This window comes from Actinoplanes awajinensis subsp. mycoplanecinus, from assembly GCF_001509495.1.
Lineage (GTDB): Bacteria > Actinomycetota > Actinomycetes > Mycobacteriales > Micromonosporaceae > Actinoplanes > Actinoplanes palleronii.
In genome coordinates this window covers 150,295-166,145 of sequence record NZ_LLZH01000097.1, presented here as the reverse complement: position 1 = coordinate 166,145, position 15,851 = coordinate 150,295, and the positions used below count along the sequence as shown (strand labels likewise).

The 15,851-nt window shown below is 71.1% G+C and carries 17 protein-coding genes and 1 riboswitch (1 of these 18 running past the window's edge); of the genes, 7 read left to right on the top strand and 10 right to left on the bottom strand.

The annotated features are described in order from the left end of the window. Window positions 1–142 precede the first annotated feature (142 nt). A riboswitch (ZMP/ZTP riboswitch) is annotated at window positions 143–224 on the top strand. 18 nt (window positions 225–242) lie between these two features. Beyond that, complete coding sequence (locus tag ADL15_RS14015; protein WP_067689503.1) at window positions 243–1,115, top strand: bifunctional 5,10-methylenetetrahydrofolate dehydrogenase/5,10-methenyltetrahydrofolate cyclohydrolase; 873 nt, start codon at window positions 243–245, stop codon at window positions 1,113–1,115. Between the two features lie 19 nt (window positions 1,116–1,134). On the opposite strand, the gene ADL15_RS14010 is transcribed toward ADL15_RS14015, so the two are convergent. Continuing rightward, the gene (locus ADL15_RS14010) at window positions 1,135–2,208 is read right to left on the bottom strand and encodes an alkene reductase (protein WP_067689500.1); all 1,074 of its coding nucleotides are present in this window, start codon (window positions 2,206–2,208) and stop codon (window positions 1,135–1,137) included. Window positions 2,209–2,309: 101 nt separating this feature from the next. Here ADL15_RS14010 and ADL15_RS14005 point away from each other — a divergent pair, with 101 nt between their 5' ends. Beyond that, window positions 2,310–2,678: a MerR family transcriptional regulator gene (locus ADL15_RS14005; RefSeq protein ID WP_157441352.1), complete on the top strand. Its 369-nt coding sequence runs from the start codon at window positions 2,310–2,312 to the stop codon at window positions 2,676–2,678. A 1,149-nt stretch (window positions 2,679–3,827) separates the two neighbouring features. On the opposite strand, the gene ADL15_RS14000 is transcribed toward ADL15_RS14005, so the two are convergent. Further along, entirely contained in the window at window positions 3,828–5,216 is a 1,389-nt protein-coding gene (locus ADL15_RS14000; RefSeq protein ID WP_067689494.1) for a class I SAM-dependent RNA methyltransferase, read from the bottom strand. Further along, a complete protein-coding gene (locus ADL15_RS13995) occupies window positions 5,213–7,309 on the bottom strand; it encodes an APC family permease (protein WP_067689492.1) in 2,097 nt (698 codons plus the stop codon). The genes ADL15_RS14000 and ADL15_RS13995 overlap by 4 nt, the downstream gene beginning before the upstream one ends. Before the next feature lie 60 nt (window positions 7,310–7,369). Between ADL15_RS13995 and ADL15_RS13990 the strand changes: the two genes are divergently transcribed. Further along, window positions 7,370–8,035 carry a potassium channel family protein gene (locus ADL15_RS13990; RefSeq protein ID WP_067689489.1) on the top strand — a complete coding sequence of 222 codons (666 nt, stop codon included), beginning with the start codon at window positions 7,370–7,372 and terminating at the stop codon, window positions 8,033–8,035. A 1-nt stretch (window position 8,036) separates the two neighbouring features. Continuing rightward, window positions 8,037–8,705 (top strand): potassium channel family protein, encoded by a 669-nt coding sequence (locus tag ADL15_RS13985; RefSeq protein WP_067689486.1) that lies wholly within the window; start codon window positions 8,037–8,039, stop codon window positions 8,703–8,705. On the opposite strand, the gene ADL15_RS13980 is transcribed toward ADL15_RS13985, so the two are convergent. From ADL15_RS13980 to dut, 4 genes are read right to left on the bottom strand one after another with little or no spacing between them, the layout of a single operon-like run. Next, window positions 8,702–9,484: a DUF3159 domain-containing protein gene (locus ADL15_RS13980; RefSeq protein ID WP_067689483.1), complete on the bottom strand. Its 783-nt coding sequence runs from the start codon at window positions 9,482–9,484 to the stop codon at window positions 8,702–8,704. The genes ADL15_RS13985 and ADL15_RS13980 overlap by 4 nt on opposite strands. Then, window positions 9,481–9,858 carry an OB-fold nucleic acid binding domain-containing protein gene (locus tag ADL15_RS13975; protein ID WP_067689479.1) on the bottom strand — a complete coding sequence of 126 codons (378 nt, stop codon included), beginning with the start codon at window positions 9,856–9,858 and terminating at the stop codon, window positions 9,481–9,483. Before ADL15_RS13975 ends, ADL15_RS13980 begins: the two co-directional genes overlap by 4 nt. A 58-nt stretch (window positions 9,859–9,916) precedes the next feature. Continuing rightward, entirely contained in the window at window positions 9,917–10,576 is a 660-nt protein-coding gene (locus ADL15_RS13970) for a DUF3710 domain-containing protein (protein WP_083971228.1), read from the bottom strand. Window positions 10,577–10,596: 20 nt separating this feature from the next. Continuing rightward, entirely contained in the window at window positions 10,597–11,049 is a 453-nt protein-coding gene (gene dut, locus ADL15_RS13965; protein WP_067689473.1) for a dUTP diphosphatase, read from the bottom strand. Between the two features lie 94 nt (window positions 11,050–11,143). Between dut and ADL15_RS13960 the strand changes: the two genes are divergently transcribed. After that, window positions 11,144–11,641, top strand: coding sequence for a DUF3093 domain-containing protein (locus ADL15_RS13960; protein WP_067689472.1), 498 nt, complete (start codon window positions 11,144–11,146; stop codon window positions 11,639–11,641). On the opposite strand, the gene ADL15_RS13955 is transcribed toward ADL15_RS13960, so the two are convergent. Both ADL15_RS13955 and ADL15_RS13950 read right to left on the bottom strand, forming a co-directional pair. After that, window positions 11,607–12,458, bottom strand: a complete 852-nt coding sequence (locus ADL15_RS13955) for a hypothetical protein (protein ID WP_232344081.1) — start codon at window positions 12,456–12,458, stop codon at window positions 11,607–11,609. The two genes, ADL15_RS13960 and ADL15_RS13955, sit on opposite strands and share 35 nt — an antisense overlap. A gap of 129 nt (window positions 12,459–12,587) precedes the next feature. Further along, window positions 12,588–12,884 carry a DUF4193 domain-containing protein gene (locus ADL15_RS13950; protein ID WP_067689470.1) on the bottom strand — a complete coding sequence of 99 codons (297 nt, stop codon included), beginning with the start codon at window positions 12,882–12,884 and terminating at the stop codon, window positions 12,588–12,590. 348 nt (window positions 12,885–13,232) lie between these two features. On the opposite strand from ADL15_RS13950, the gene ADL15_RS13945 reads away from it, so the two are divergent. Further along, window positions 13,233–13,781, top strand: coding sequence for a LytR C-terminal domain-containing protein (locus ADL15_RS13945; protein ID WP_067689468.1), 549 nt, complete (start codon window positions 13,233–13,235; stop codon window positions 13,779–13,781). A gap of 11 nt (window positions 13,782–13,792) precedes the next feature. On the opposite strand, the gene ADL15_RS13940 is transcribed toward ADL15_RS13945, so the two are convergent. Then, window positions 13,793–14,614, bottom strand: a complete 822-nt coding sequence (locus tag ADL15_RS13940; protein WP_083971225.1) for an inositol monophosphatase family protein — start codon at window positions 14,612–14,614, stop codon at window positions 13,793–13,795. A 253-nt stretch (window positions 14,615–14,867) separates the two neighbouring features. Between ADL15_RS13940 and ADL15_RS13935 the strand changes: the two genes are divergently transcribed. Next, window positions 14,868–15,851 carry the 5' portion of an RNA polymerase sigma factor gene (locus tag ADL15_RS13935; protein ID WP_067689809.1) on the top strand. It continues 570 nt past the right edge of the window, so only the first 984 of its 1,554 coding nucleotides appear in the window; it begins with the start codon at window positions 14,868–14,870; the stop codon falls past the right edge of the window.

Here is a 15,851-nt window from a genome sequence, read left to right as displayed (position 1 = left end):
GGGCGCTCGGTATTCGTACCGAATGATGGCGAATCTGGAGCCGCAGCCGGCAGTGACGGAGCGGCGGTCTGGACGGATATTTCGGGTATTCCTGGAGGCGGACCCCCGCTGAGCCGGCGCGCGGCCACGTCCGGCATCCTGGGAGGCAAGCAGCGACTGGCGGCACGAGGATGGTCCAACCATCGGGGAGCTCGTCACGGGAGTCGACCGCCTGGGCTCCCCGGCTTCAGGAGCAGACAGACATGACCACCGAAACCACCGGCGCCCGTCTCCTGCCCGGCGCACCGGTCGCCGAGGCCGTGCTGGCCGACGTCCGGGACCGGGTCGCCCGCCTCAAGGAGCGCGGCGTCCGGCCCAGCCTGGCCACCATTCTGGTCGGCGACGACGACGCCAGCGCCGGGTACATCCGGATCAAGCAGAAGCAGGCCGCCGAGCTGGGCTTCGAGTCGCCGCACGAGCACCTCAGCGGCGACCTCAGCCAGGCCGACCTGCTCAAGGTGATCGCCGGGTTCAACGACGACAAGAACGTGCACGGCGTGCTGATCCAGTACCCGATCCCGGCGCACCTCGACTATGACGCCGCGCTGCAGACCCTCGACCCCGACAAGGACGTCGACGGGATGCACCCGCTCAACATGGGCCGGCTCGCGGTCGGCCTGCCCGGCCCGCTGCCCTGCACCCCGGCCGGCATCGAGGCACTGCTGGCGCACCACGGCATCGAGATCTCCGGCCGTGAGGTGGTCATTCTCGGTCGTGGCGCCACGCTCGGCCGTCCGCTCGCAATGCTGCTCGCGCAGAAGCGCCCGACCGCGAACGCCGCCGTCACCGTCGTGCACACCGGGGTGAAGGACTGGCCGCGGTACACGCAGCGCGCCGAGATCCTGATCGCCGCGGCCGGCGTGCCCGGCATCATCCAGCCGGAACACGTCAAGCCGGGCGCCGTGGTGATCGGCGCGGGTGTCCGCTACGAGGGCCGGCGTCTGCTGCCGGACGTGGACGAGTCGTGCGCCGAGGTGGCCGGGGCGATCACGCCGCGGGTCGGCGGGGTCGGGCCGACCACCGTCGCCATGCTGTTCCGCAACGCCGTCGCCGCCGCGGAGCGCGCCAACCCGTGACGGCCGGCTCGCTGATCACCTACCCGGCGTACTGGTATGCCGGGTAGGTGAGGTAGCCCGCGTCCCCGCCCTGGTAGAACGTCGCCTCGTCGACCGGCGCCAGCGGGACGCCGGTCCGCAGCCGCTCCACCAGATCAGGGTTGGCGATGAACCCCCGGCCGAAACTGATCAGCTCAGCGCCGAGCCCCAGCCACTCCTCGGCCTCGTCCCGCCCGGTCTGCTTCGGCCCCATCGGCAGCACCGGGTTCATGATCAGAACCCCGGGCCAGATGCGGCGCAAGGTGGTCAGCACCTCCCGGTCCGCTGTCGCTTCCAGGTGTACGTACGCGATGCGCAGCCGCGCCAGCTCCGGCAGCAGCGCGGCGTACAGCGCCGGGACGTCGTCCTCCCGCACACCCCAGAACCCGCCGCCGGGCGACAGCCGGATCCCGACCCGGTCGGCGCCGACCGCATCCACGGTGGCCTCGACCGCCTCCACGGCGAACCGGATCCGCCCGGTCACCGACCCGCCGTACCCGTCGGTGCGCAGGTTCGCGTTCGACGACAGGAACTGCGAGATCAGGTACCCGTTCGCCCCGTGCAGCTCGACCCCGTCGAACCCGGCCTCGATCGCCCGGCGGCCGGCGCCGGCATAGGAGAGCGCGTGTTCGGCGATCTCCGGCAGGGCCAGCGCGCGGGGCACCGGCGCGGGCTGCGGCCCGGTCGGCGTGAACACGTCCCCGACCGCGGCGACCGCCGACGGCCCGACCGGCTGGTGCCCGGTGGTGTCCGGATGTGACACCCGGCCGCCGTGCATCAGCTGCGCGAAGATCCGCCCGCCGTTGGTGTGCACCGCCGCCGTCACCGGCCGCCACGAGGCGACCTGCTCGTCGGTGTGCAGCCCCGGGGTGCCCGGGTTGGACTGCCCGATCAGGCTCGGCTGCACCCCTTCGCTGACGATCAGCCCGGCCGTGGCCCGCTGCGCGTAATAGCCGGCCATCGAGGGGGTGGCCAGGCCGCCGGCTGCCGCGCGTACCCGGGTCATCGGCGCCATCACCAGGCGGTTCGGCAGGCTCAGGCCGCCGAGTTGGAAACCGCTGAACAGTTCGGTCATCACAGGTCCTCCGTAGGTCCCTCGGATCAGGGGGCTACGCTAAGACCTGACATTGACGTCAGAGGCAAGGTTTGCGTGCCAGGTCACACCCAGGAGGCGACGTGCGCATCGGAGATCTCGCGGCCCGGGCCGGGGTCAGCGTCCGCTCGGTCCGGTACTACGAGGAGCAGGGCCTGCTCGTCAGCGTGCGCAGCCCCAGCGGGCAGCGGCACTACACCGAGCAGGAGGTGGAGCGGGTCACCTTCATCCAGCGGCTGTACACGGCCGGGCTGTCCAGCCGGACCATCGCCGAACTGCTGCCCTGCGTGGACACGCCGAGCCTGGAGAACTCGGACGCCGCGATGGACCGGATGAGCGAGGAACGCGACCGGCTGTCGGCCCACATCGACGACCTGATCCGCACCCGGGACGCCCTGGACCACCTGATGAGCGTCGCCTCCGCACACCGCACGACACTGACCGCAAGATAAACCCCCATTTGGTACGGATACCGAGCGCACGTCCGCAGGCTACGAGCCGAGTCCCGCCCGTGAGGCCGCGCGACACCGCGCCACCCCGGACCGCCACCCGCCGCCGAACCGGCGTGACATCTCCAGGTCGGCCCACCGAGCACCCATGGTTGTTCAGGCAGGAGCACCAGGCCCTGCTCCCCTGAGCCGCCCGGCTGGCCCTGAGGGCTGTCACAACGGCCCCGACAGCCCCGGTTGCCTGAGCTGGTGCTGGCGGCCGTTAAACGGACCTAATAGCGACCACCAGGACCAGCCCGATCTCCCCGAATGCCCCTCAGCTTAAGTTGATCTTGACGGGACGGCCGGAACCGTTTGGCCCGCGAGGGCATCCCGGTCGGGGCGGTGGCGCGGGTGGCAGGTTGCCGGCGAGTGCACGGCCGTGCGCTCGCGGGCGGGATTTAGCCGATCCCGGCCGGGGGTGAGCACGGTGTCTGCCTGGGAGCGTCGAGCACATTGATCGTCGGCTGGTCGCCCCTCGATCACCTGTGTGGGCGGGGTGGGGGTGTACATGCCCGCTCGGATGTGTCTGTGGCTGCTGGGTAGGGCGGTGCGAGTCCGCGTTAGGGCGGTGCGAGTCCGCGTTGCCGGATTGCGTGCGCTCGCCGCCCACCTGGGGGCGATAGCCGCACGCACAACCCGACCGCGGACCGCTACCGCCCCGAACCCGACCCACCGCGGACGGCTGCCGCCCCTTCAGCGCCGAGCGCGGACCCCTGCCGCCCCTTCGGCGCCGAGCGCGGACTGTCACCGCCCCACCGACGCCGAGCGCGGACTTCCACCGCCCCACCGACGCCGAGCGCGGACTTCCACCGCCCCAACGACATCGATCACCCACGCTGACCGTTACAACAACACCGAGCGGCTGGACATCCCGGCCCCCAACAACGACCACCAGCGACCACCGCGACCGAGCGGCGGGCTGAGAGACCACCGCGACCAAGAGGCGAACCCGAGAAGCCACCGCGACCGGCCGGGCAGTAGCACCTCGCTGACCAAGAAGCAGACCACCCACCGGCCCACCCTCCCAGGGGGAGCCCCCTCGGACAGTGTGGCGGGATTGGGTGGGCTTGGGTGGGCGGGCTGTGGACAGCCCCGGACTGTGGAGAAGTCTCAGGCCGGCGGCAGCAGCAGCGCGACGCTCTCGATGTGCTGGGTCATCGGGAAGCAGTCGAAGGCGCGCAGCTCTGTCAGCTCCCAGCCGAGTGAGCGGAACGTCTTCACGTCCCGGGCCAGGGCGGCCGGGTCGCAGGCCACGTAGACGACCGCGCGGGGGCTCGCCGCCACGATGCCGCGGACCACGGCGGCGCCGGCTCCGGCTCGGGGCGGGTCGAGCACGATCAGGTCGACCGGGCCGGTGAGCCGGCGCCGGGCCAGGGCGGTCTCCACCTTGGCCGAGATCACTTCGACCTGCGGCAGGTCGCTCAGGTTCGCCCGGGCCGCGGTGACGCCGAGCGGCGACGATTCGACCACGACGGTACGGGCGCCGGTCCGTTCCGCGACCGCGGCGGCGAACAGGCCCGCGCCGCCGTACAGGTCCCAGGCGGTCTCGCCCTCGGCCGGGCGCAGCATCGCCAGCACCGCGGCCGTCAGTGTCGCGGCGGCCTCCGGGTGCACCTGCCAGAACCCTTCCGGCGCGATCTCCCAGGACCGGTCCCCGACGGTCTCGGTGACCCGCTCCGGCCCGCTGATCCGGACCAGCCCGGCACCGCCCGGCGCCTCGGTCGGATCATCACCCGAGGAGCCCGAGGAGCCCGAGGAGCCCGAGGAGCCCGAAGAGCCCGAAGAGCCCGAGGGACCGGAAGAGCCCGAAGAGCCCGAGGGACCGGAAGAGCCCGAAGAGCCGGAAGAGCTCGACGACCCGGCCGGGCGTTCCAGGACGACCACCTGGTCCGGGACCGAGGTGGACGCGATCACGTGCAGGGCGTTGGTCGCCGGCCAGGACCGCTCGAGCAGGTCGAGCTGCTGGATCGCCGGGTGGGCGATCAGGCAGCGGTCGACCGGCACCACCTGGTGCGAGCGGTGCTGGAGCAGGCCGGGACGGTCGGCGGCGTCCACCGCGTACCGGACCCGGGTACGCCAGCCCAGCGGGGAACCGAGCGGCTCCACCCGTACGAAAATCTTGTCCTGGTCCTCGGGCGTCAGCCCGGCCATCCGGCCGAGTTGTTCCCGGACCACCTGCGTCTTCCACCGGAGTTGGGCGTCGGCCGAGACGTGCTGCAGGTCGCAGCCGCCGCAACCACCCGGGTGGGCGAACCGGCAGGGCGCCTCGACCCGGTCCGGCGAGGCCTCGTGGATCTCCACGGCGTCCGCGCGCAGGTAGCCGCGGTGCCGTTCGGTGATCTCCGCGGTGACCCGTTCGCCGGGCAGCGCGTGCCGGACGAAGATCACCCGGCCGCCCGGGCCGCCGAACCGGGCCACGCAGTGCCCGCCGTGCGCGGGCGCGCCGACGGTCAGTTCGATCCGGTCGCCCTCGACCAGGTCTTCATCCGGAGTGGTCACTTCTGGTCAGCACCGATCTGGTCGTGGTCGTCGGGAGGTGTCGGTTCGGGGTGGAAGCGCGGGCCGCGGGCCGGTGCCCGGCTGAGTCCGCGGTCCAGCCGTTCCAGGTCCCGGTCCTGGCTGGAACGCAGCTGCCAGGGCACGCTGGTGACCATCACACCCGGTTCGAAGAGCAGCCGGCCCTTGATCCGCAGCGCGCTCTGGTTGTGCAGCAGATTCTCCCACCAGCGGCCGACCACGTACTCCGGTACGAAGACGGTGACCACGTCGCGCGGCGAGGCGCGGCGCACCCCCTTCACGAAGTCGATGATCGGCTTGGTGATCTCCCGGTACGGCGAGTCCACCACGGTCAGCGAGACCGACAGCTCGCGGCGCTCCCACTCGGCCTGGATGTTGCGGGTGTCCTTGTCGTCGACGTTCACGGTGACCGCGGTGATCGTGTCCGGCCGGGTCGCCTGTGCGTAGGCCACGGCGCGCAGGGTCGGCTGGTGCACCTTGCTGACCAGGATCACCGCGTGGTTCCGGGACGGCAGCACCGGCCGTTCCTCGGTGGGCTGCAGCTCCTCGGCCACCCGCGTGTAGTGCTTGTGGATGGCCAGCATGAGCGCGTAGAAGACGATCATCGCGGCGATGGCGATCCACGCGCCGAGGAGGAACTTCGTTATCAGTACGACGATCAGCACCGCGCCGGTCAGACCCATGCCGAACGTGTTGATCGCCCGGGAGCGGATCATCCGGCGCCGGCGTTCGGGGTCCCGTTGGATCTTCAACAGCCGGTTCCAGTGCCGGATCATGCCGCCCTGGGACAGCGTGAACGACACGAACACGCCCACGATGTAGAGCTGGATCAGCCGGGTGGTCTCCGCCTGGAACGCGATGATCAGCACGATCGCGGCGCCGGCCAGGAAGACGATGCCGTTGCTGAACGCCAGCCGGTCCCCGCGGGTGTGGAACTGCCGGGGCAGGTACCGGTCCTGCGCCAGGATCGAGCCGAGCACCGGGAAGCCGTTGAACGCGGTGTTCGCGGCCAGGAACAGGATCAGCGCGGTGATCCCGCCGGTCAGCAGGAACATGAACGACCCGTCGCCGAACACGGTCTGCGCGAGCTGCGCGGTGACCGTCTTCTGCTCGTAGAACCCGGCGTTCGCGACGATCTGGGTGCCGGGGTCCTCGACGTACTGCAGGTGGGTCATCCGGGCCAGCAGCACGATCCCGGCGAGCATCACGATCGCCAGGCCGCCCAGCAGCATCAGCGTGGTCGCGGCGTTCTTGCTCTTCGGCGGCTTGAACGCGGGCACCCCGTTGGAGATCGCCTCCACGCCGGTGAGCGCCGCGCAGCCCGACGAGAACGTCCGCAGCAGCAGGAAGACGAAGCCGAAGCTGGTGAGGTGGTGCTCCTCGGCGGTGATGGTCAGTCCGGCGCTGGGCGCGCGCAGGTCCTCGCCGAGGACGAAGATGCGGAACAGGCCGGTCGCGATCATCCCGAGGATGACCAGGATGAAAAGGTACGTCGGGACGGCGAACGCCACCCCCGCCTCCCGCAGCCCGCGCAGGTTGAGCGCGGTGAGCACGGCGACCGCCGCGATCGCGACGCCGACCTTGTTGTCACCCACCCAGGGAACGACCGAACCGAGGTTGTTCACCCCGGACGAGACCGACACCGCGACGGTCAGGATGTAGTCCACCAGCAGCGCGCTGGCCACGCTGAGCCCGGCACGCGGACCGAGGTTGACCGTGGCCACCTCGTAGTCGCCGCCGCCGGACGGGTAGGCGTGCACGTTCTGCCGATAGCTGGCGACCACGGTCACCATCACCACCGCGACCGCGAGCGTCACCCAAGGAGAGATCGCGAAGGCGGCTGCCCCCGCGATGGAGAGGGTCAACAGGATCTCGTCGGGCGCGTACGCCACGCTGGAGAGTGCGTCGCTGGCGAACACCGGCAGAGCGATCCGCTTGGGCAACAGCGTGTGCTGAAGCTTGTCCGAGCGGAAAGGCCGGCCGAGGAGCAGCCGCTTGGCTAGGGAAGTGGTACTGGCCACGAGTGCCAAGGGTACGGCTGGACCCGATCCGGCGTAGCCCGCCCCGGACACCATGCGCCAGTGGGGCATGGGAGGCTCATTCCGGGACGGTCGGCGAAGCGGAAGGGCACAGCCGTGCACGTGGTGATCATGGGGTGTGGCCGGCTCGGCTCCACCCTGGCGCACAGCCTCGACACGCGCGGCCATCAGGTCGCCGTGATCGACCAGAACGCCGAGGCGTTCCGGCGGCTGAGCACGGACTTCGGCGGCGTCACGGTGACCGGCATCGGCTTCGACCGCGACGTGCTGCGGGCCGCCGGCATCGAACGCGCCGACGCCTTCGCGGCCGTCTCCAGCGGCGACAACTCCAACATCATCTCGGCCCGGCTGGCCCGCGAGACGTTCGGCGTCTCCCGCGTCGTGGCCAGAATCTACGACGCAAAAAGAGCCCAGGTGTACGAACGCCTCGGCATCCCCACCGTGGCGACGATCCGCTGGGCGGCCGACCGGATGTTCCGGCACCTGGTGCCCGAGGACCGCAACGAGGTGTTCCGCGACCCGACGAGTGTGGTCAGCATCGTCGAGGCGCCGGTGCACCGGGACTGGGTCGGACGGACGGTGAAGAACCTCGAGGAGGCGACCGGGGCCCGGGTGGCGTACCTGGTGCGCTTCGGGGTGGGCTCGCTCGCCCAGCCCTCCGGTGTGCTGCAGGACGGCGACCAGGTCTTCATGCTGGTCACCGACGAGACCGTGAACCGGGTTCTGGACATCGCCGGGCGCGCCGGCTACGAGGGGCACTGACATGCGCATCGCGATCGCGGGAGCCGGCAACGTGGGCCGGTCCATCGCTCAGGAACTGATCGGCAACGGTCACGAGGTGATGCTGATCGAGAAGCAGCCGCGTCAGCTCTGCCCGGAGCGGGTGCCGCAGGCGCAGTGGGTGCTCGCCGACGCCTGCGAGGTCAGCAGCCTGGAGGAGGCCGACGTCGCGTCCTGCGACGTGGTGGTCGCGGCGACCGGCGACGACAAGGCCAACCTGGTGATGTCGCTGCTGGCCAAGACCGAGTTCGCGGTCGGCCGGGTGGTGGCCCGGGTGAACCGGGCCGAGAACGAGTGGCTCTTCACCGAGCAGTGGGGCGTCGACGTCGCGGTCAGCAAGCCGCGCCTGATGGCCGCGCTGGTCGAGGAGGCGGTGACGGTCGGCGACCTGGTCCGGCTGATGACCTTCCGGCAGGGTGAGGCCAACCTCGTGGAGATCACCCTGCCGAAGAACGCGCCCTACGAGGGCAAGCCGATCCGGGCGGTGCCGATGCCGCGGGACGCCGCGCTCGTCGCCATCCTGCGCGGCAAGCGGGTCGTGGTGCCGACGCCGGACGACACGCTGGAAGCCGGCGACGAGCTGATCTTCGTGTGCACCGCCGAGGTGGAGGACCAGATCCGCGCCGTGGTGCTGGGACACACCGCCGCCTAGGCGACCGGTTCCTCGGCCTTCTGCTGCTCCGTGGTGATCCGGTGGATCACCCAGGCGGTGAGCGCGAACGTACCGGCGTAGATCGGCCAGCTGATCAGGATCCGGGCGATGCCCAGCGCGTTCGCGTCGTCGATCGACCAGAGGTAGAACTGGATGCCGGCCCGGACCACCAGCGACGCCACCCAGAGCACGGTGAGCCACTGGAAGGCGCGGAACAGCCGGGAGTTGCCGAACCAGTCCTGCCGGCCCTTGTTGGCCATGATGCCCCAGGCGTACCCGATCAGCGGCTTGCGGACGAACACCGAGATCAGCAGCACCCCGGCCTGCCCGAAGGTGAGCAGGATGCCGGGCAGGAAGAAGTTCTTCGCGTCGCCGCTCTTCCAGGCGAAGTACGCACCGATGGCGATGCCGAACAACCCGTTCACCGCGTGCCGGACCGGCTGGCGGCGCGCCAGCCGGACCCCGCCGATGATCAGCGCCGAGCCGACCGAGCCGATGATCGCCCAGAGCAGCGCGGTGCGCTTCTCCAGGCCCAGCACCGAGTCGCCGAACACCACGTTGAGCACCACGAACGCGAGCACCGGGACGCTCGACTCGATTAGCCCGCGCACGCCGCCGAGCTGCTCGGCGATCTGCTCGCTCAGCGGCGGGAGCGCCTCGTCGTCATCGGCCTTGCCGTCCGGCACCGGGTGCAGGTCGAGCTCCTCGACGATGTCCTCGGCGACCCGCTCCCCCACGGTCTCGTGTGCGGCGTGACGCGGCTCGCTGCCGGATGTCACCGGGGCGCCTCCAACTCGTAGTACGGGTTGTAGATGACCTTGCGGTCGTCCCGGATCGCGATCCGGCCGCGCGCGGTGAGCTGCCGGCCGGGCTCGATGCCGGCGATCGACCGGCGGCCCAGGAAGACCAGCGTCACCACGTCGCTGCCGTCCCAGAGGTCGGCCTCCAGGGTGGGCAGGTTGGTGCGAGGAGTGTACGCCACGGTGCGCAGTCGCCCGGACACCGAAACGACCTGACCGCGCTGGCACTCGCCAGCCGGCTTGGCCCCGCACTTCGCCACGTCTCGTTGCAACTCCTGCGCGTCCAGCTCGGAATCGGTCGCGGTCAACCGGTCCAGGAACCGGCGCAGGCCGGTGCGCTCTTCGGTGGTCATGGCACCGATGCCACCTCTCTAGACGACACCCTTGATCCCACCGTACGCCGATCGGCGATCAAACCTGCTGCGCGGGGTTCTGCTCGGCGTTCTGCTCGGCCATCTCGGCGGGCAGGCGCAGCGGCAGCGGCTCACGAACCGGACGCGGCTCCTCGTCGCGGACCACGACCATGCCCTCGAGCGCCTCGCCGAGCACACCCTCCTTGGACCGGTCGGCGGCCGCGGCGCCCTGGAACAGCGCCCGGACCATCCAGCGCGGGCCGTCCACCCCGACGAACCGCACGTCGGCCGGGCCGTCCGGGGTGTTGACCCGGGCGATCAGCTCGATGCCGTACCGGCCGTCCACCTCACGGGCGTCGACGCCGTCGGCGGTCATCGCGGTGGCGATCTCCTCGCGCACCTCGCCCCAGATGCCCTCGGTCTTCGGCGCCGCGAACACCCCGATCTGCAGGGCACTCTCGCCGTCCACCAGGACGATCTGCTCGACCGCTCCGTCCGGATTGGCCTGCACCCGCACCTCGACGCCCTCGATCGCCGGGATCTGCAGGCTGCCCAGGTCGAGGCGCTGCACGTCGTCGGGGGCGTGCTTGGCGTCCCACGGGCCGAACTCGGGCGCGGGAGCCCCCCCATCGGCCGCCAGACTCTTGGCGAGTGCCTTCGAGGGCGGCGCGTCGGCCGCGCGTACGTGCTTGGCGCCCTCGCGCTTACGGGAGAACATCACTGCCAGCCTTTCGATGCTCAGAGGGCCTGGTGGCCACCGGTCGAACCGTGCCCGCCCGCGCCCCGCGACGTGTCGTCGAGCGTGTCCACCTCGTGGAACACCGCCCGCTCCACCCGCTGGACGAGGAGTTGCGCGATCCGGTCGCCACGGGAGATCTTCACGGACTGTGCCCGATCATGATTGATCAGGTTGACGAGGATCTCGCCACGGTAACCGGCGTCGACCGTACCGGGCGCGTTGAGCACCGTCACCCCGAGGCGCGCGGCCAGTCCGGAACGCGGGTGGACCAGACCGACGAAGCCGTCCGGAATGGCGACCGCGAGACCGGTGCGGACCTTCACCCGGTCGCCCGGGGCGATCTCCACGTCCTCGGCCGCCACCAGGTCCGCGCCGGCGTCACCCGGGTGGGCGTAGGCCGGCAGGGGCAGGTCCTTCTCGATCCGTCGGACCTGGATGACTACGTCGGTCACGGTGCGCGTTCCTTCACGTCGGTACGGCTTCGGGCGGTGCCTACCCTGCCATCCTGCCGCGCCCCGCCACGGAGGCGCGCCGTACCCTTCGAGGGTGACACCCCAGACCCCGGCCCGCATCGCGGAGAGCCATCAGGAGCGCCTCGGTCTGCCGTGGTGGGCGTGGCCCGCCGGCCTGCTGGTCGGCGCCATCATCGCCACCGAGCTGTCCCTCGGCGTCCCCGGCATGTCCGGCTGGCTGCCGTACGCGGTGCTGCTCCCGCTCTCGGTGCTGCTGCTGGTGCCGCTGGGCCGGCTGCGCGTCGAGGTGCGCGACGGCGAGTTCCGGGTCGACGACGCGCGGCTGCCGCTCGGCGTGATCACCGACGTGGTGGCGCTGGACGCGGCCGGCAAGCGGGAGGCGCTGGGCGTCGGCGCACATCCGTACGCGTTCGTGATCCAGCGCCCGTGGATCGGCACCGCCGTGCAGGTGCTGCTGGACGACCCGGCCGACCCGACGCCGTTCTGGGTGATCAGCACCCGGCGGCCGGTCGAGCTGGCCACCACGCTCGTCGCGCTCAGCCGCCGAGAGCGCGCCGGCCAGGACTCTTGAGGGCGCGCTTGCGCAGGTCGTCGCGGACCTTCTCGCCGACCGCGCGGGTGGCCCGCCGGTTCAGGTAACCGGCGACCGCGGCGCCGGTCAGCATCGGGCCCATCGAGGTGAGGTTGCGCCCGAAGCGGCGCAGCAGGGACTTCTGCAGCTCGCCGCGCGCGGCGGTGCCCAGCACGCCGGCCACCCCGGTGCCGGGGATCAGCGGGTTGATGCCTCGCTGGCCGGCCCACGCCTGGACCAGGGCGAGCGCGCGTTCGCTGCCGTTGCCGGTGACCGGGTCGCCGTACACCTCGTGCAGCTCGCCGATCAGCTTCATCTCGACCGCGACCACCGCGATGGTCTCTGCGGCGAGCAGCACCGGCGCGGTGAGCAGGGCGGGCGCCGCGACCCATTCGACGGCGGCGACCCCGCCGCCGGCCGCGCCCACGCCGGCCGTCGCCCGGGCGGCGTTGCGGATCAGGCGGTCCGCGAGGGCGTCGTCGTCCATGTCCGGGAAGTGCCGGAGCAGCGTCTCCCGGCTGCGCACCGGGATGTGCGGCGCCACGTCGGCGACCACGTCGGCCATCCAGCGCAGCGCGGCCCTGGGCTTGAACATCTGGCCCACGCCGCGACGGCGCACGTCACCCACCAGGCGGCCGAGCAGACGCCGACGGCCGGCCGGTTCCAGGTCGTCGGCGGTCAGGGCCGCGACAGTGCGGCCCAGCTCCTCGTCGGCACGAGCCTCGGCCGGGGTCTCCAGCGGGTCGGCGCCGATCGCGGACGCGTCGGCGCCGGGGCCGGTGGCCTCGGATTCGGTGGCGCGCTCCGGTTGAGTCATCGTCGTCCTTCCCGTCGTCTTCGCCGGTACAGTGCCCGGTTCCGCCTCGGGGTCAAACCCGTTGTCAATCCTCGGGTGAGGCCCGGCGACCCTCGCCGGGTGTCAGCGCTCTGCGCGCGAGCACGCCGATCAGGCGCACTCGCGGCAGATCAGTTCCCCGTTCCGCTCGGTCGCCAGCTGGCTGCGGTGGTGCACGAGGAAACAGCGGGAGCAGCGGAACTCGTCGGTCTGCATCGGCAGGACCTTGACGGTCAGCTCCTCGTCGGCGAGGTCGGCGCCGGGCAGCTCGAAGCTCTCCGCCACCTCGACCTCGTCGACGTCCACCGAACCGGACTGCGAGTCAGCACGACGGGACTTCAGCTCCTCGAGGCTGTCCTCGCCGAGGTCGACCTCATCGCGACGCGGGGCGTCGTAGTCGGTGGCCATCGGTTTTCACTCTCCTGTATCGATGTGTCACTTGGCGTTAGTAACGCCGATGACTTGGTTTCGGTTCCCGGTTCCGCCAGACGATTTCTGACACTCGTTCGGGCACCGAGGACGGGGCCCGGCGAGCGCGGAACCTTACCGCTGCTGCGGCAAAGTTGTACGCCCTCTGGCGGCACATTGTTCCCGATGTGACTGAGGCGACATCAAAGTAGGGGTATCAGCCTGAAGGATCACCGTCGGCACGCCGGAAGCATTCCCTGTTTCCGCGCGTCTGGCGGTCAGACGCTAACCTCTCGACAGGCCCGAGGACCTCACCGGGGCCTGTCGTCCGATCCTGGAGCCAACCCCATGAGCTTTGCGCGCGTCCGAGCGCTCGTCGTCGTCGGCGTGCTCGCCGTGGCGGCGATCGTCTTCGTCATCGTGGCGCTCGTCCGCGACAAGCAGGCCGACGTCGGGAACGGCGCGAACTGCCCGGACGGCGCCCCGCTCGCGGACATGCAGCTCCCGGACGACCCCGCAGAGGTCACCCTCAAGGTCCTCAACGGCACCAACCGGGCCGGCCTGGCGGACGGTGTCTCCAACGAATTCAAGAACCGTCGCTTCACCATTCAGACCCCCGGTAAGAGCAAGACCAAGTTCAAAGGCGTCGCGGAGATCCGCTTCGGCCCGGACGCCGTCGGCAAGGCGCAGCTGGTGCAGGCGTACTTCCTGGCCCAGGCCGAGATGGAGTACAACGCCAAGCGTAAGGGTGCGGTCGTCGAAATCGTGATCGGCAGCCAATTCCAGCAGCTCGCGACGACCACCGAGGTGAACCAGTCGCTCGTCGAGATCGGCGAGCCGGACCTGCCGGCCGGCGCCTGCGTCAAGCCGATCACCAAGAAGCCCGAGGACGACTGAGCCGCCCGGCCCTACGGCCCGCCGGACGCGTCCAGCTCGGTCAGCAGCTCGTGCAGCGCCTCGAAGAGCGCCGGCGGGGCCAGTAGCACCATCTCCGGCCCGGCCGGCGCGCCGTTCAGGCCGGTGACGACCATCCCGGCCTCGGACGCGATCAGACCACCGGCTGCGTAATCCCACGGGTTGAGACCCTTCTCGAAGAACGCGTCCAGTCTGCCCTCCGCGGCCAGGCAGAGGTCCAAAGACGCCGCGCCCATCCGCCGGATGTCCCGCACACGGGTGATCATCTGGGCGAAGACCTGGCCCTGGTGCGCCCGCCGGCGGGGGTCGTAGCCGAAGCCGGTGCCGATCAGCGCCTGACCCAGCACCGTCTCGGTGGAGCAGGACAGCCGGCGTCCGGCACGCCAGGCGCCGCCGCCGCGGGTCGCGGTCCACTCGTCACCGGTCGCGGCGTTGCGGACCACGCCGGCCACCACCTCGCCGTCCACTTCGGCGGCCAGCGAGACCGCGTACTGCGGCAGGCCGTAGAGGTAGTTGACGGTGCCGTCGATCGGGTCGACGATCCAGCGCACCGCGCCCGGCACCGCGGCCGCGTTGTCGCCGTACTCCTCGCCCAGCACCCCGTCGTCCGGCCGGACTGCCCGCAGCGCGTCGACGACCTGACGCTCCACCGCCTTGTCGGCTGCCGTCACCACGTCGGTGTCGGTACTCTTGGTCTGCACGTCCCCGATCGCCTCGTCGCGCATCCGGCGCGCGGTGGCCGCCGCCTCCCGCGCCACTCGAACGGCGATCTCCAGCAACTCGCCGGGCACCGGGCCCGGAGGAATCTCGCTCACGTATCGGTCCTTTCCGCCGATACGATTCTCGCCCGGAGCGTCTCTGACGAGGTCGTCGGCCCCCGGCGGCGTGCTGCGGGGGGAGGATCTCGGTGGACGGCGCTACAATTCACCCCTGCCCACGCTTCACGGACGCTCGCTGCGGGATGCTCCGTGACCCGGGGGCGCCCAAATCGACTCCGGCGAGACTCGCCCCCGCGTGCTGCGCTGGAACATGGCCGTGCCCAACCTCATCGCCTCCGGAAGGTCATTCGTGACAGAAGCAGCCCACCAGAACGGTGCCGACGTTCGCTCTCTCACCGAGGCGTTGATCACCCATGCTCAGGGTGCGGGCGGGCAGCTCACTTCGGCCCAGGTAGCGCATACGCTCGAGTCCGCCTCGGTGAACCCGGCACAGGCCAAGAAGATCCTGCGCGGCCTGGTGGACGCCGGCATCACCGTCGTCGTCGACGGCTCGGCCAGCACCCGCCGCAAGGTGTCCGCGGCCCGCTCCACCACCCCGGCCTCGCGGGCGACCACCGCCAAGACGGCGCCGGTCAAGAAGACGACGCCGGCGCCGAAGCAGCCCGGCCCGGCCGGCGACGGTTCCGCGCTCGCCAAGAAGGCCGCCGCGCCGGTGCGCAAGGCCGCGGTGCCCGCCAAGAAGGCGGTTGCCGGCAAGGCCGGTCCGGCCAAGGCCGCCAAGCCCGGTGAGGGTCCCGAGGGCGAAGAGATCGACCCCGAGGAACTCGCCGCCGGGATCGAGGACGTCGTCGTCGAGGAGGCGCCGGCTCTGGTCGTGGCCGCCGCGACCGACGCCGCGAGCTCCGCCACCGAGGGCGACTTCGAGTGGGACGACGAGGAGTCCGAGGCCCTCAAGCAGGCCCGCCGCGACGCCGAGCTGACCGCGTCGGCCGACTCGGTCCGCGCCTACCTCAAGCAGATCGGCAAGGTTCCGCTGCTCAACGCGGAGCAGGAGGTCGAGCTCGCCAAGCGGATCGAGGCCGGCCTCTACTCCGCCGAGCGGCTGCGCGCCGCCGAGGAGGGCGAGGAGGCGCTCGAGCGCAACTTCGAGCGCGACCTCAAGTGGATCAACAGGGACGGCGAGCGGGCGAAGAACCACCTGCTCGAGGCGAACCTGCGGCTGGTGGTCTCGCTGGCGAAGCGGTACACCGGTCGCGGCATGGCCTTCCTCGACCTGATCCAGGAGGGCAACCTCGGCCTGATCCGCGCGGTCGAGAAGTTCGACTACACCAAG